Raw genomic sequence first — 14297 nt, 5'->3', positions numbered from 1 at the left:
AGTAAACGTGCTTTGATGATTACTGACCTACGCAGTGATTATCTACTGGAATATTCCTTCTATTTCATCAATAATAGTGGTGTGTTCTTTCTAAAGGACGCACTGAACAGTGGCGAGATCGATCATTTCATGGGGGGAATTGTCCAGTGAGGATCGTGTACATTGATGTAGACTCTCTCCGGCCTGATCACATGGGTTGCTATGGATACACACGAAACACGACGCCAAATATCGATAAAATTGCGAAGCAGGGCGTACGGTTTACACGTAGTTACTGCGAAGCCTCTCCCTGTGTTCCTTCCAGAGCTAGTTTCATTTCCGGTAAGTATGCTATCAACCACGGCGCTCTCACACATTTCGGCCCGGGCGGGCAGTTTTATCACCCTGGAGCGGAGCGGTACAGTACAAGGTATCCATTTTTCACGCGTTACCTGCGCGAAGCTGGATACAAGACCATCACCATTTCAAGCTTTGGTGACAGGCACCAAGCGTGGTGGTTTTTCGCGGGATGGAACGAAATCCATTCGCACACATTGAAGCGCGGCAACGAAGACGCGAACGAGGTGAACGAACACGTTCTTCCCTGGATCCAGGAACACGGAGCGGACGACAACTACTTCCTTCATATTCAGTACTGGGACCCACACGGTTTTTACACAGCCCCGGACTATTACGCTGAGCAGTTCGTTGACCAGCCTGCGCCCGCTTTCCCAAGTGACGAAATGATCCAACAACACCGTCACATGTACCACCCCCGATCAGCCCGCATGTTTCACTGGGCCATCACGCCGAACATCCCACGCAAGATGCCGCACGAGATTCGCAATCGCACCGACTACGAACAACTGATAAACCTCTACGATGCCGGAATCTCCTACATGGACGAACACGTCGGTCAAATCATAGCCGCCTACAGAGAATTGGGCATTGAAGACGAGGTCACGTTTATTGTCAGTGCCGATCACGGCGAATCATTCGGCGAACAGGGCATTTACATGGAACACGGCATGGCGACGGAATCCGTACATCACATCCCACTCATTATGCGCGTACCCGGTCTCACGACGTCAGGTACCGCGATCGATCAGTTCGTCTACAACGTGGACGTTGTAGCGACCATCGCCGACTTGGTCGGACTCGATGTACCCACAGGCTGGGATGGACGATCACTTGCTCCTTTATTGCGACAGGACGGCGACAATTGGAACCGAGATTACCTCGTACTGGAACACGGCCTATACGCATGCCAGAGAGCTGTTCGCGACGAGCGTTGGCACTTCATCCGCACATACGACCCTGGATTCTATCAATTCGATCCCGTCGTTTTGTACGACATGCACGACAACGAGTCCGTCAACGTGGCGGCACTTCATCCGGACATCGTGGCACAAATGGATCATCGAATTGTCGAGTGGGTTCAGGAGAATCGGGCCATTCACGGAGAGATAGGCGATCCGATGGAAGATATCATTCAAACAGGTCCTTACCGATACATCGGCAAAGAGGAGTGGATTACGCGCCTGCGCGAGGTTGGGATGACAGCCGAAGCGGACGAATTAGCTAAACGCAAGCACAGTGCGTATGAATAATGCCCCTCGCCATAAACAAGATGACTCCGTCTGTAAATTTCTAGTCAAAGGAGAGAGACTTCGTGGCACTGGTGACATGTCGCTTTTTTTCCGAGGTGTTGGGTCTGAGCACGACGATGACCGTCTTACTTCCCGAACGTCGTGGTGCCAACCAGAATCCGAACTTTGATCCTCCGTCTCAAACACTCTATCTGCTCCACGGAAGGACGGATGATGACTCCGCGTGGACACGGTACACGTCGATCGAACGATATGTTTGGTCGCTGCCACTCGTCGTCATCATGCCCCAGGTCCACTTGAGCTACTATCACGATATGGCTTACGGAAATCGTTATTGGACATTTGTGAGCGAAGAATTGCCTGAAGTTGCCCAATCGTTTTTCCATCTATCACAAGAGCGAGATGATACGTTTGTCGCCGGTTTGTCCATGGGAGGTTACGGGGCGATGAGACTGGCGCTGCGGCAACCGGATCGGTTTGCTGCGGCTGCGAGTCTCTCGGGCGCGCTGGATGTCGCCAGTGCGGGTGCCCGCCGGCGTCTTCGAGAGTATTCGTTGATGTTCGGGAGTCAGGACATTTCCGGTACAGAGGCGGACCTGATTCACCTTCTGGCAACTTTTCAGCACTCCACCTCCACGAGACCCAGACTCTACCAATGGTGTGGAACGGAGGATTTTCTCTACGAGGAGAATCAGGTGTTTCGGCGCGCATGTGAGCAGAGTGCCTTTGATTTGACGTATCGCGAGAGTCCTGGCGGACACGAGTGGGCGCATTGGGACGCACAGATTCAAGAGGTACTCAATTGGCTGCCGATTCGCGGACGAACATCGATTGAGTGAACCCGTGCGCAAGATTTCTGGTTTGCCTCGTTGATTGTGCAGTTACTTTGGTTCCCCTGTTGTTGCGCAGGGGAACCTATCCAATATCAACTTATCCTACGACAACTGAAATGTCTTAATCGCACCAGCCAGTCGCTCGATTCCCCGCACCATATCTTCGGCGGACACATAACTAAATGATAACCGCAGATAGTCTCGAGGAGCCTCCGTATCCAGATAAAAGTAGTTTCCAGGTATAAACGAGACACCGGCTTCCATCGCGATGTCTAAAAGGGCATGTGTGTCAACTCCGGGCACATGTACCCAAATAAAGTAGCCTCCGTCAGGCACACTCCAGGTGACCCCGTCAGGCATATGTTCTTTGAGCGCGGACAGCATGATATCCCGTCTCTGAGCGTATCCTTGCCGCATCGTCTGCAGGCGCGCATTCCAATCGATCCGCCCCATAAAGCACCCAACGGCCGCCTCGATAAATGTGTGGTCCAAGTCCTTCTTGAACCAATTCATGGCGTGAATGATTGGCTCTGGGCCCACAGCCCAGCCGATTCGCAATCCAGGACCCAGTACCTTGGACAGCGAGCCGACGTAAATGACGCGGCCCGTCTGATCGAGCGATTTAAGGGTAATAGGTGCTTTGTCGAAGAATAGATCGCCGTAAGCGTCATCTTCGAGGACGAGGAAGTCATACATTTCAGCTAGCGAGAGTAATTTTTGTCGACGGCTGAGCGGCATGGTCGATCCCGTCGGGTTTTGAAACGACGGAATGGTGTACAAGAGGCTGGGCATCTGTAAATGATTCGCCCGGCGCTCTGCAAGCATCTGTTCGAGTGTGTCGACACATAGTCCGTCGCGATCGACGGGGACAGATAGAATATCGGTCGTGTAGTTTTGAAAAACTTCCAGCGCTTCCATATAAGTTGGCGCTTCGACCACGACGGCTTTGGAGGAGTCCAAAAGGATCCGGGCCACCAGATCAATCGCTTGGAATGCACCTGCTGCGACGAGGAGTTCAGTTGGCCGAACGACCATGTTTCTGCTACTTAGATGGTCGACTATCCACTGCCTTAACTCAGCGGTGTAGCGGCTTCCAATGTAGTGAAAGGGAAGGTCATGTTCTTCTTGAATCAATTTCTCAATTGTATCGGTGAACTGATGAGTTGGAATAAAAGCCGGATCGGGATATCCAGCACTCAGTCGAACGGCACCGCACGGGACATTCGGCATCCAAGCCCCAGGGGCAGGATTGTTTAGGGAATTTTGAATGGTCTTGGGGAAAAAGGAACGATAGTCCACGAAATCAGCCACCTAAATCGTTATCGTAAAACAAATTTTTCGTGAATATGCTTTCATTTTAAATTAGCACTGGACATCATAGTGTTTTGCATATATATACGTTATATATAGATTTTATACAGACACCATTGCTTCAGTCAAAAAAGGGGGAAGTAAACATGAAACATCTTGCTAAACTTGGTGCTGCAGCGACCGCGGCAGCTTTGATCGTGTCCGTGACCGGTTGTGGGGCGTCCACAACGAGCAACAGTGGCACGGCGAATAGCGCGACAGCTAACGGCTCGACGACGGGCGGATCGAGTTCGGAACCGACCTTGGTGTTAGCGACGTCCGCCGATTATAAACCATACGAGTTCCATGATACTTCGAGCGGGCAAGACAAAATTGTCGGCTTCGACATAGATGTCGCAAATGCCATTGCGCAGCAACTGCACTTTAAGGTGAAGATCGTTGATATGAACTTTGACGGACTCATTGCGGCATTGCAAGCGAAGCGCGCGGATTTCGTTATCGCGGGCATGACGCCGACGGCGGACCGCAAGAAAAGCGTCGACTTCTCTGATGTATATTACCAGGCGGAGAACGTCGTGATCACGAAGAAGGGCAAAAATATCACGTCGATGAATGACTTGAAGGGCGATAAGGTTGCGGTTCAGTTGGGATCGATTCAGGAAAATGCCGCCAAGGCCATCCCGAACGTGAAACTGGACTCGCTTGACACGATCCCAACGGTCGTCCAGGAGGTTCTATCCAATCGTGCAGATGCGGCCGTGATCGAAAACACGGTTGCCACAGGTTACATTAAGAACAACCCACAATTACAGCTGAACAAAATCGCAGGCATGACGGAAAACGGATCTGCTATCGCATTCCCGAAGGGATCGCAGTGGACACAGAAGTTTGACACGGCTATCGAAAAGATGAAGCAAGATGGGGAACTGCAGCAGATGGCCAACAAGTGGTTTGGTGGCGGTCAGTGATCGGACAGCGGAGATATGAGGCGGTGACGTAATGGGCTTGGATTTCAGTCAGATTGATTTCGGTTTTATCCTGAAGGGCGTCCTCGTCACACTCGAGTTCACGGTGATGTCCACTGTATTCGGGTTCATTTTGGGGACGCTTCTATCCATCATCAAAGTTTCGAAGTTTGCACCGCTTCGCTGGTTCGGGCTCGCTTATACATCCGTATTTCGGGGAACCCCGCTGTTGGTACAAGTGAGTATCGCGTACTTCGCTGTTCCGCAGTTGACGGGATATAACATTCCGGCACTGCAGGCGGGAGTAATCACGTTCTCACTCAACTCGGCTGCATATGTGTCGGAAGTGATTCGGGCCGGTATTCTCGCAGTACCAGCAGGACAGCGCGATGCAGCGCTGTCACTTGGTGTGCCTTACGGGAAAATGATGCGCGATATCATTCTGCCGCAAGCTGTGAAAAACATTTTGCCGGCCCTGGTCAATGAAAGTATTGCACTGCTCAAGGACTCATCTCTTGTTTCCGTCATCACAGCGAGTGACTTGATGCGGCGCGCTCAAATCACGATGGCAAATACGTACAAGTACTTTGAGCCGCTCATTTTAATCGCTGCAATTTATTATGTGATCGTTATGTTCTTAACTTGGATCGGGCTGCGTCTGGAGAGGAGGCTGCGGAAGAGTGATTAAAGTTGAGCACCTCTTCAAGTCGTTTGGCAAACTCGATGTGTTGCAAGACGTCTCCTTGGAAATTGGCAAAGGCGAAGTGGTGGCCATCATCGGACCGTCCGGCTCAGGTAAATCCACGTTGCTTCGCTGCTTGAATTTACTTGAGGTTCCCACCAAGGGACACGTTTATGTGAACGGAACCGACATTACGGCCAAAGGCGCGGACGTGACGAAAATCCGCGAAAATACGGGCATGGTGTTCCAACACTTCAATCTCTTCCCCCACATGACGGTCATGGAGAATATGATTTATGCGCCGACGCGAGTGAAGCGTGTAGATAAAGGAACGGCTAAGCAAATGGCCATGGACTTACTGAAACAAGTGGGGCTCGCTGAAAAGGCGGACGCCTATCCGGCAACGCTGTCCGGTGGCCAAAAACAGCGGGTTGCCATCGCACGCGCATTGGCGATGAAGCCGGAAATTATGCTGTTTGATGAGCCGACTTCAGCCCTCGATCCAGAGATGGTCAAGGAAGTCCTCCAGGTAATTCAGCAGTTGGCTCATACGGGTATCACGATGGTCATCGTCACGCACGAAATGGGATTTGCGCGCAACGTGGCGGATCGAATTTGTTTCTTGGACGGTGGCGCACTCGTGGAAGATGCCCCGCCGAGTGAATTTTTCACGGCGCCGAAGACGGATCGGGCGAAGGAATTTTTGTCGAAGGTGCTGTGAGGACCTGGTGGGATCGGGTCCGATGGAGTCAGGTGCTTGCCACGGGCGGGCCAGGGGGCTTGCGGGAGTTGGTCGGGCGAGGGGACCAGGGGGCTTGCTTGCCTGCGAGCCGCTATCCCGACGGGGTAAGGAGCGACGCGGTGAGGACCTATGTTCCCCTATTGCCTCAAGGCCACTCAGCGCATCGGAACAAAGGAACGAAATTCCCTTACACCGCCAATCCTACAGTTTTCATTCGGTTTGTTTGGTGGATAACGGAATCTAGGTCGCTTGTTCATGTGGTACTACGTCGGCCCGAACGATCAAGGGAATTTTAGTCACTTATTCCCGACTGCCCGGCTGGCCGACCCGTCTTCTCCCCGAGCCATGGCCGGCCAACCCACCCGGCCCGTCTTGGCCCTGAGCCACGGCCGGCCAACCTACCCGGCCTACCTTAGCCCCTATACCACCGCCGACCGATCCACCCGATCCGCCGTCGCCCCCTTTGCACCTACTCGCCTCTTGCCACAAAATTGATGCTCCCAAGGTACGCTTTAAGCACGGCCAAAAACGCCTCCATATCTTTGAAAGTAATGTCGCCAATATTGGCAATTCGGAAAGTCGGTAATTCCTCGAGTTTTCCCGGGTAGATGGTAAATCCTCTTTCGTACAAATAGTCGTGCATTGCGTGAAAATCGTATCCGCTGCAATCCGGTTCAAGGACGGAAGTAACCAGCTTGGAATGATGCTCCATCGGGACGATGTGTTTCAATCCCAACTGCTGAATGCCGTGAATCAACGTTTGCCACGACGCTGTATATCTGGCGTATCTTTCTTCCAGTCCCTCTAGTTTCAATTCCGCTATCGCTTGCTCGAGGGCGTAAAAAGTTTGCACAGGTGGCGTAAACCGTATTTGGCTCGTATCTGAAAAATACTTATATTGAGCATACAGGTTGAGATAGTAGTTCGCCGATGGTTGGTTGCGTAAGCTTTCTAGTTTACGTTTGTCTGCAATCACAAAGGAAATGCCCGGCAACCCTTGAAGATTCTTATTTGAACTCGCCGCCAGGTAGCTGATATTCATTTCTTTCATCCGAATAGGAATAGCCGCGAATGAACTGATGGCGTCCACAATCAGATCTATTTGATGTCTTTTGCAGATCTCTCCGATCGATGCAATGTCGTTCAACAAGCCCGTCGTTGTCTCGTGATGAACGACAGCGAGATGAGTTGTTTTGCTGTCAAATGTCGTAATAAAACGTTCCAACTCGTCAGCATCTATGGGGGCCTGCGGCGAGCTCTTAAACTCGTAAAAGTTGAGCGAATAAGCGTTAGCGATTTCACACATCCGTTTCCCGTAAGCCCCATTATTGATGATAATCACGGCATTGCTACCCACTACAGAGCTTAAGATGGACTCCACCGCTGCTGTACCTGAACCTCCGAACAGAACGGTGGCATAATGTTCTGGTTCGGCAACCAACCGGGTTAGATCTTCAGCAATGGATTCCATCAAGCGCCCAAATTCCTTTTCGCGTGGGCATACGTCCGGGACCACTTGGGCGTATTTAACGGAATCGGTTGTTGTCGCGGGACCAGGCGTGAGCAAGATGTTTCTTTTTACGGTTTGCATGGGTGTTCTTCTCCTTCGGTTGTATCGGAGTTGCTCCTGATAAACAGCTGTAACCGTTCCTTCACTTCGTGCGGTTTCATTTTCGGACGACCGAGTTGTGCACGAGAACCTGGCTGAATGTTCATATGAAAAAAGCTTAAACCGCGGGTTTCCTTCCAATCACGGATGTGTTTTTCTAAATCGTTTATAGAATGAATATAGATCGATTTCTCGTACCCGCATGATGCCGCAATTTCCACAAAATCTACGTTATGAGAAACGGTACTTTGCCCGCCCGTCGAATCGTGCACCTGATTATCGAGAAGAATATGAAGCATGTTAGGCGGGTTATAATACCCGTTTGTCGCCAAACTTCCCATGCGCATTAAGAGAGAGCCGTCCCCGTCGATCACGACGACATCCAGATCCCTATTGCTAAGCGCCAGGCCCAACCCGAGGGAACTGACACATCCGAGGGAACCGACCATGTATAAATTATGGGGCGCATCTTCAATCTCGTATAATTCCCGCCCCGTTTTTCCAGTTGTGGCGAGCTGTACCGTGTTATCATCTTTCAACCGATTGATGGCAGCCAGTACTTCATTCCGGGTGGGTAGCTGGTCGGCTCTATCCTTCGGGACTTTAACCTGGTTTCGTCGAGAGGCAAGTTCCTGCCTGTTCAGGACCTCTGTTTCAAATGTCCCGTGCTTAACGATGAAGAAGAAAGGCTCATTGTAATCAATATGACGGCTTGCCTGGAGCATTTGGCGCTTCGCTTCCTCCAGATCAGCAGATAAATACATCCATCTGACCCGCATCAATTCCAGCAGTTGCGTTGTAATTCGCCCCATCAGTTCGTGCTGTGGTTCATCGGGCAGGCCCGGTTCCCCTCGAAGGCTGACGAATCCGAGTACGGGAAGTCGGAAAGGATAGTTGAGGGACACCAAAGGCGAGACAGCGTTTGCCAAGCCGGAGTTCTGCATTAAGACAACCGGCTTTTTCCCTCCTAGATACGCACCTGCGGCGATGGCGACAGCATCTCCTTCGTTTGCTGCCGCAACGTAGTCGCACTCATTGATGGCATAGTTTATTAAGTCTTTCAAATAGGAGCACGGGACACCGCTATAAAATGTGAACCCCAACTTTTGCAATTCTCGTCCGAATGATCTCGTATTTAACATTGGTTATCACCTAGATTTTGCTGCTTCGAAGGAAGATACTTTTTTTCCGCCTCCTGAAGTTCATCCGCTCTTTGCAAGCGGAAAATTTCTTCCAAGGGGGCTACCCGGCCTTCAATGTTGCTGATACTATGTTCATTGAAAATTTGCTTAGATGTCTTTTGAATCGAGTCAATAGCCGCCCGCAAGTTATGGTTTGCCCAGATTGCTACACTGACCCCTAATTCGCTCAAGCGATCCGTCGGCGTGGTGTGATATTTTGTCGGCACAACGACTACCGGCAGTCTGCCGTTCCATTCTTTCATGAATGCTTCAATTTCCGTTACGTCGGATCGTTTGCTGTGTATGAGAACTGCATCCGCACCTGCTTGACGGTAAGCTTCTGCACGTCGCAAGGTCTCTTTCAAGCCCCAGCCCGCGATAAAAGATTCCACTCTGGCAACGACCACGAAATCCTCGTCCGTTTGCGTATCCTTCATTGCCTTGATCTTGCCGCAAAACTCCTCTACATCAGCGAGCGGCTGGGCTGTGCCGTTGATAAACGAGTTTGTTTTCGGAAACAACTTATCCTCAATGCAGACGCCGCCTATACTGCGTTGTTCCAACTTCTTAACCAGCCGTCTTGCGTTGTTGAAGTTTCCAAAGCCAGTATCTCCGTCCAATAAAATCGGAATGGATGTGGCGTCGCTCATAAATTCCAAAACACCTAGCACCTGCGTCCACGAAGCCTCATTGTTGTCTCTCACACCCAAGCTGGCGGAAATGGATAATCCACTGGCCCAAATTCCCTTAAAACCTGCTTCCTCAACAATTGTGGCCGACAGGCCATTATGGGCTTCCATTAAAAACTCCAGTTCTGGTGATTGAATTAAACTCTTCAGTTGAGATGTCTTTTTCATTGATATACCTCCTCGTATAGTATTTTTCGATTCTTCTTTTTGAAGAATTTCCAGTAAAAAATTGTTTTTAGATGGAGCAAGTAGCCGAACCCGCACCACAGCCCGGAGGGCGAGGAGCGGAAGTCGGGGTCCGCCCGAAAACAGGCCTCCTTGAAAACTTAATAAATCGCAATTGGGTCTTGGACTCTTCGTGATGTTCCCAGACAATGATCCTTGGGTCATTTGGGGAAATTCGTTCATCTCCTGTAGCTCGACTACGTCTAAAGTCTGTTTCCCCAGCACTCGCGTGTACTTCTAACCCGTTGGCTGTTCCCTTTGGCAACCCATGCTCGAAAGTAGCAGATTCGAGGCGGCTCATGGATCGAAGGAAGTTCTCATATGCGAGGGTGATTGATCTGCGAGCGCGCTGGGGGCGTCCCGAAGAGTCCAATTCCCCAAATCCCTAATTCAGAAGGGAGGGATAACCTTGAAATTATTCGTCGGTATTGACGTTAGCTCTGAAGACTTAAAAGTCTGCGCCATGAACATCGTTGGTGACACACTGGATTCCTTCACAGTCACGAATAACCACGATGGGGCTTCCCGTTTGCGGGACAAGCTTCTGTCCCTAGCAGATAAGGAAAAATCCAAGGAAATCCACGTCGGACTTGAATCCACATCCGTGTACAGTTGGCATCCCGCCATGTTTTTGCACGAAGATAACTCGTTACAAAAACGCGGCACCAAAGTGTTTACCATCAATCCCAAGCTCATTAGTAAGTTCAGGGAGGCTTACCCCGACCTGGACAAGACCGATTATATTGATGCCTGGATTATCGCTGACCGGCTGCGTTTCGGACGACTGCCGATGACCGTGGTACTGCAAGAACAATACATTGCTTTACAGCGCCTTACTCGCATGAGATTTCATCTCGTGCATAATCTGACGCGTGAAAAGCAGTACTTTTTGCAACACCTGTTCTTCAAATGCAGCGCTTTTACCAGCGAGGTGGAAAGCGATGTCTTCGGTCATGCCATCACCGAGTTGTTGCTGGAGCAGTATAGTCTTGATGAAATCGGATCCATGGAACTGGCGGATCTTGCAGATTACCTAAAAGAGAAAGGCAAGAATCGTTTCCCTAATCCGGAGAAGGTCGCCAAGTGCATTCAGAAGGCCGCCCGTTCCTCATACCGCCTCTCCAAATGTGTAGAGGATACGATTGACATCCTGCTTGCTACTTCCATCGAGTCTATACGAACTATCAAGCAACAGATCAAACAGATTGACCAAGCTATCGCGCGACTGCTGGACGGCATCCCGAACACGCTGGAGACCATTCCCGGCATTGGACGCGTTTACTGCGCCGGCATTCTTGCCGAGATCGGCGACATTCACCGGTTTAAAGACCAAGCCGCCGTTGCAAAGTATGCGGGTCTCACGTGGCGTAAACACCAATCCGGTAAATTTGAAGCCGAAGATACTAAGCGAATCAAATCTGGTAACCGGTTCCTCCGCTATTACCTTGTTGAAGCCGCCAACTCGGTAAAACGACATGATCCAGAATTTCAGAATTACTACCAGAAGAAATTCGCTGAGGTGCCAAAGCACCAACATAAAAGAGCCCTCGTCTTAACCGCAAGAAAACTTGTACGTCTGGTCGATGTGCTGCTACGCAACGACCAAATCTACACGCCTAGAAGGAAGGTGAATACGGAGAAGCAATAATCGCCTCCTTATCATCCTTTGGTAACAGTTCCAGTTCGAGGAACAAACTCAGACTGGGTTTCTTTAGTGCTGTCTTTTTCACTGACTCACGGTAATTTGGTCCAACAAAATTTCCATTTTTCGAGTTTCAGGAACTTGACATATTACCGTTGGACTGTAGTGCCTCTCCTAGAACACGAATTCTGTAGTTGGGGAACATCCGGACTTGATTTACTTACCTTATGAGACATGGTTAGAGAGGAGACGGGCTAATCTACCGATGAATCGGTGGATTTTCTTAAACCAACTGTCTGCTATACGACTGCCGTGACCGGAAGCTAGATATCGCTATACGGTGGATGGTAATCAATTCACTGGCAGAGGAATGATGGTATGTCCTCAAGTTGGGATCCGTCTAAATGGGAACTTCACCGGGTGTACTCCAAGCACCCTGATCTGACCAAGCTCTTACCGCCGACATCGATTTTAAGTTCAAGTACTCTGAAGCAGTACTTGGATGATTATCGAGCTGTGTACATCAAGGGAAGTAGTCAACATACCGGGGCGGGCATCATTAAGGCGATGAAAACAAAAGATGGTTACCGCTATGTGAAAGTAAAGGGAAACGCGGTTGACGTGAAATCGTTCAGAGAGTTATATGACAAGGTCAAAGATGGAAGACCCCGTCGGTCCATCATTGTCCAAAAGGCCATCGATTTGGCCAAGATCGACGGCAGGCCCTTCTCTATTCGTACTATCGTGATGAAGGACGGAAAAGGAGAATGGCGGTACGGGGGAATGTTGGCGAAAGTAGCAGGGAAGGGAAGCGTCATCACCAATGTTCGGCGTGGCGGAGGCTATGCAGCTACAGTCGACGATGCTTTGGCTCAATCTTTGGGCTACGATCGTAACCGGATCGCGAAAATGAAGCGGAAATTGATCAGGACTAGTTTCAAGATTATTCGTCATGCGAGGAGAAACGGTTATCGAACGCACGAGGCCGGACTTGATTTGGGTATCGACAAGAAGGGGCGGATCTGGATCATTGAAGTAAACCTTTTATACCCCTCGTACGGACAGTTTAACCGACTCCAAGATAAAACGTTCTACCGCCGGATCAAACGATTCGCAGCTGATTATCGAACGTACCGAAGGAACCGAAAAAGCTAGCGGAAACAGAAGCAGCCGACCGTGGTCAGTAGACGGCCACGGTTTGTTTGGGGATCATCCGCGAATCCCCATGTTTGTCGCCAGAATCCCCAAATACTCCTTCAACGCGATTTCCGCAAGGCTGAGCCCATCCGCCGATGGCAGCCATGCCACATCGTACGGTTGTCCTTGAGAACTTACTTCGTAATCTGTTGGAAATGGTGTCACCGCTATCCCGATCCGCTGGAAATCCAACACGGAACGTTCCATGTGGTAGGCGGACGTGATGAGAATTGGGTGCTTGAATTTGTGGTTGTCGAGAATAACTTTTGTGTTGACGGCATTCTCTTGTGTATTTCGACTCTCTTGGTCAAGGTATATCTGGTTGCTTGCGACGCCGATTCCATTGAGATCGTGTCTTGCGATGGAGGCGAAGGAGACAGACTCACCCCCGACGTGTTCCAAGGGACCACCGGATACGATGATGGGGATGTGTAACTGCTTCTGGAGACGTGCTGCCGCAAGCACCCGGGCAGCGGAATCGCCCGTTAGATTACCTGTGCCCTCAAAGCTTGGTGTCCCAACGGAAAAGCTTGCTCCGAGTACGACAATGACGTCACCCGAGGGGTTTTTTGGCTGCGTGTATCGCTGCTCGAGTGGATGGAGCAGTGCATCGGCTACCATCGGTGCGCTGCAAACGTAGATGAATGCAGCAATGCCGAACAACGCGAAGGCTGCCTTGCGGGCCGTCTTGTAAATGCGCGCTGCAACAATGATTGCCAGGACGACAAATAGTCCCGGTGGCAAAATCAGATGCTGGATGACCTTAAGGATGTAAAACACGGGGGACATCACCTCCACGTTGAATTGTAACGTTTAGGATGAGAAATTGCCGGTTGGTCATTGTGGCCTGATGATATACTCGAAACATGAAATCACATGAGGGGAGAATGCCGATTGGACACGGAACTCAAAACGTTCCTGGAGACACAATTTGGGGACATTAAGCGTACCTTCCGAGAGGACATCAAGGAACTGCGTGAGGATATAAACGAACTGAAGCATACGACAAAGGCGATGCAGGAGGATATTCAACAACTGCAGACTACGACGCAAGGTATGCAGGAGGATATCCGTGAACTGCAGACTACGACGCGAGGCATGCAGGAGGATATTCGTGAACTGCAAACTACGACGCGAGGCATGCAGGATGATATGCGTGAACTGCAAACTACGACGCGAGGCATGCAGGATGATATGCGTGAACTGCAAACTACGACGCGAGGCATGCAGGATGATATGCGGGAACTAAAATCTACAACGAAAGCCATGCAGTCTGATATTTGCGAATTGAAGCATCAAGTGGCTGATGTTCAGTTGAGACAAGGGCACTTGCAAACCCAAGCTGATTCCATAGAACATAGGATTATCACACTTGACAAGACCATTCGAATCGTTGACCAAAATGTGTCGGTTGCTGTGTCGAGTCTGCGGATTGACGTAGAATTATTGAAAAGTACCTTGTGATGGAGAGCGACTATTTGATTGCATCCAGACCTTCATTTCAAGCCACCGTTTGTCACCCCTGTCAATAAACTTTCAAACGACGAACTTTTCACATTTTCACCCTCACAGTGCTAATCTTCTATAGGCATGGACAGACATGCAATTAGATGGGAGAATTAGAGAGGTCGT

14 protein-coding genes are annotated in these 14297 nt (G+C 50.3%); 8 read left to right on the top strand and 6 right to left on the bottom strand.

Annotated features, from left to right (window positions below; all coding sequences use genetic code 11):
• Window positions 1-155: 155 nt before the first annotated feature.
• Both NZD86_RS21675 and NZD86_RS21670 read left to right on the top strand, forming a co-directional pair.
• On the top strand, window positions 156-1589 hold the full coding sequence (locus NZD86_RS21675) for a sulfatase family protein (RefSeq protein WP_268044136.1): 1434 nt from the start codon (window positions 156-158) through the stop codon (window positions 1587-1589).
• 62 nt (window positions 1590-1651) lie between these two features.
• On the top strand, window positions 1652-2428 hold the full coding sequence (locus NZD86_RS21670; protein WP_268044135.1) for an alpha/beta hydrolase: 777 nt from the start codon (window positions 1652-1654) through the stop codon (window positions 2426-2428).
• Window positions 2429-2524: 96 nt separating this feature from the next.
• Here the strand turns inward: NZD86_RS21670 and NZD86_RS21665 are convergent, their stop codons facing one another.
• Window positions 2525-3721 (bottom strand): aminotransferase-like domain-containing protein, encoded by a 1197-nt coding sequence (locus NZD86_RS21665; RefSeq protein ID WP_268044134.1) that lies wholly within the window; start codon window positions 3719-3721, stop codon window positions 2525-2527.
• A gap of 158 nt (window positions 3722-3879) precedes the next feature.
• Here NZD86_RS21665 and NZD86_RS21660 point away from each other — a divergent pair, with 158 nt between their 5' ends.
• From NZD86_RS21660 to NZD86_RS21650, 3 genes are read left to right on the top strand one after another with little or no spacing between them, the layout of a single operon-like run.
• Window positions 3880-4701 carry a transporter substrate-binding domain-containing protein gene (locus NZD86_RS21660; RefSeq protein ID WP_268044133.1) on the top strand — a complete coding sequence of 274 codons (822 nt, stop codon included), beginning with the start codon at window positions 3880-3882 and terminating at the stop codon, window positions 4699-4701.
• 31 nt (window positions 4702-4732) lie between these two features.
• Window positions 4733-5386 (top strand): amino acid ABC transporter permease, encoded by a 654-nt coding sequence (locus NZD86_RS21655; protein WP_268044132.1) that lies wholly within the window; start codon window positions 4733-4735, stop codon window positions 5384-5386.
• Window positions 5379-6101 (top strand): amino acid ABC transporter ATP-binding protein, encoded by a 723-nt coding sequence (locus NZD86_RS21650; RefSeq protein WP_268044131.1) that lies wholly within the window; start codon window positions 5379-5381, stop codon window positions 6099-6101. Before NZD86_RS21655 ends, NZD86_RS21650 begins: the two co-directional genes overlap by 8 nt.
• 321 nt (window positions 6102-6422) lie before the next feature.
• On the opposite strand, the gene NZD86_RS21645 is transcribed toward NZD86_RS21650, so the two are convergent.
• From NZD86_RS21645 to aepX, 4 genes are read right to left on the bottom strand one after another with little or no spacing between them, the layout of a single operon-like run.
• The gene (locus tag NZD86_RS21645; RefSeq protein ID WP_268044130.1) at window positions 6423-6611 is read right to left on the bottom strand and encodes a hypothetical protein; all 189 of its coding nucleotides are present in this window, start codon (window positions 6609-6611) and stop codon (window positions 6423-6425) included.
• On the bottom strand, window positions 6592-7713 hold the full coding sequence (locus NZD86_RS21640; RefSeq protein ID WP_268044129.1) for a 2-aminoethylphosphonate aminotransferase: 1122 nt from the start codon (window positions 7711-7713) through the stop codon (window positions 6592-6594). Before NZD86_RS21640 ends, NZD86_RS21645 begins: the two co-directional genes overlap by 20 nt.
• Window positions 7701-8873, bottom strand: a complete 1173-nt coding sequence (gene aepY, locus NZD86_RS21635) for a phosphonopyruvate decarboxylase (RefSeq protein WP_268044128.1) — start codon at window positions 8871-8873, stop codon at window positions 7701-7703. The genes NZD86_RS21640 and aepY overlap by 13 nt, the downstream gene beginning before the upstream one ends.
• On the bottom strand, window positions 8867-9769 hold the full coding sequence (gene aepX / locus NZD86_RS21630) for a phosphoenolpyruvate mutase (protein WP_268044127.1): 903 nt from the start codon (window positions 9767-9769) through the stop codon (window positions 8867-8869). The genes aepY and aepX overlap by 7 nt, the downstream gene beginning before the upstream one ends.
• A gap of 466 nt (window positions 9770-10235) precedes the next feature.
• Between aepX and NZD86_RS21625 the strand changes: the two genes are divergently transcribed.
• Window positions 10236-11474 carry an IS110 family RNA-guided transposase gene (locus NZD86_RS21625; protein WP_268044126.1) on the top strand — a complete coding sequence of 413 codons (1239 nt, stop codon included), beginning with the start codon at window positions 10236-10238 and terminating at the stop codon, window positions 11472-11474.
• Window positions 11475-11846: 372 nt separating this feature from the next.
• Complete coding sequence (locus NZD86_RS21620; protein ID WP_268044125.1) at window positions 11847-12623, top strand: YheC/YheD family protein; 777 nt, start codon at window positions 11847-11849, stop codon at window positions 12621-12623.
• A gap of 54 nt (window positions 12624-12677) precedes the next feature.
• Here the strand turns inward: NZD86_RS21620 and NZD86_RS21615 are convergent, their stop codons facing one another.
• A complete protein-coding gene (locus NZD86_RS21615; RefSeq protein WP_268044124.1) occupies window positions 12678-13445 on the bottom strand; it encodes a YdcF family protein in 768 nt (255 codons plus the stop codon).
• Window positions 13446-13559: 114 nt separating this feature from the next.
• On the opposite strand from NZD86_RS21615, the gene NZD86_RS21610 reads away from it, so the two are divergent.
• The gene (locus NZD86_RS21610) at window positions 13560-14129 is read left to right on the top strand and encodes a hypothetical protein (protein ID WP_268044123.1); all 570 of its coding nucleotides are present in this window, start codon (window positions 13560-13562) and stop codon (window positions 14127-14129) included.
• The last annotated feature ends 168 nt before the right edge of the window (window positions 14130-14297 follow it).

Origin of the sequence: Alicyclobacillus dauci, assembly GCF_026651605.1 — a bacterium.
In the GTDB taxonomy this organism is placed as follows: Bacteria; Bacillota; Bacilli; order Alicyclobacillales; family Alicyclobacillaceae; genus Alicyclobacillus; species Alicyclobacillus dauci.
Note: the sequence above shows the minus strand (reverse complement) of the source record. Positions and strands in the feature narration are given on the sequence as shown.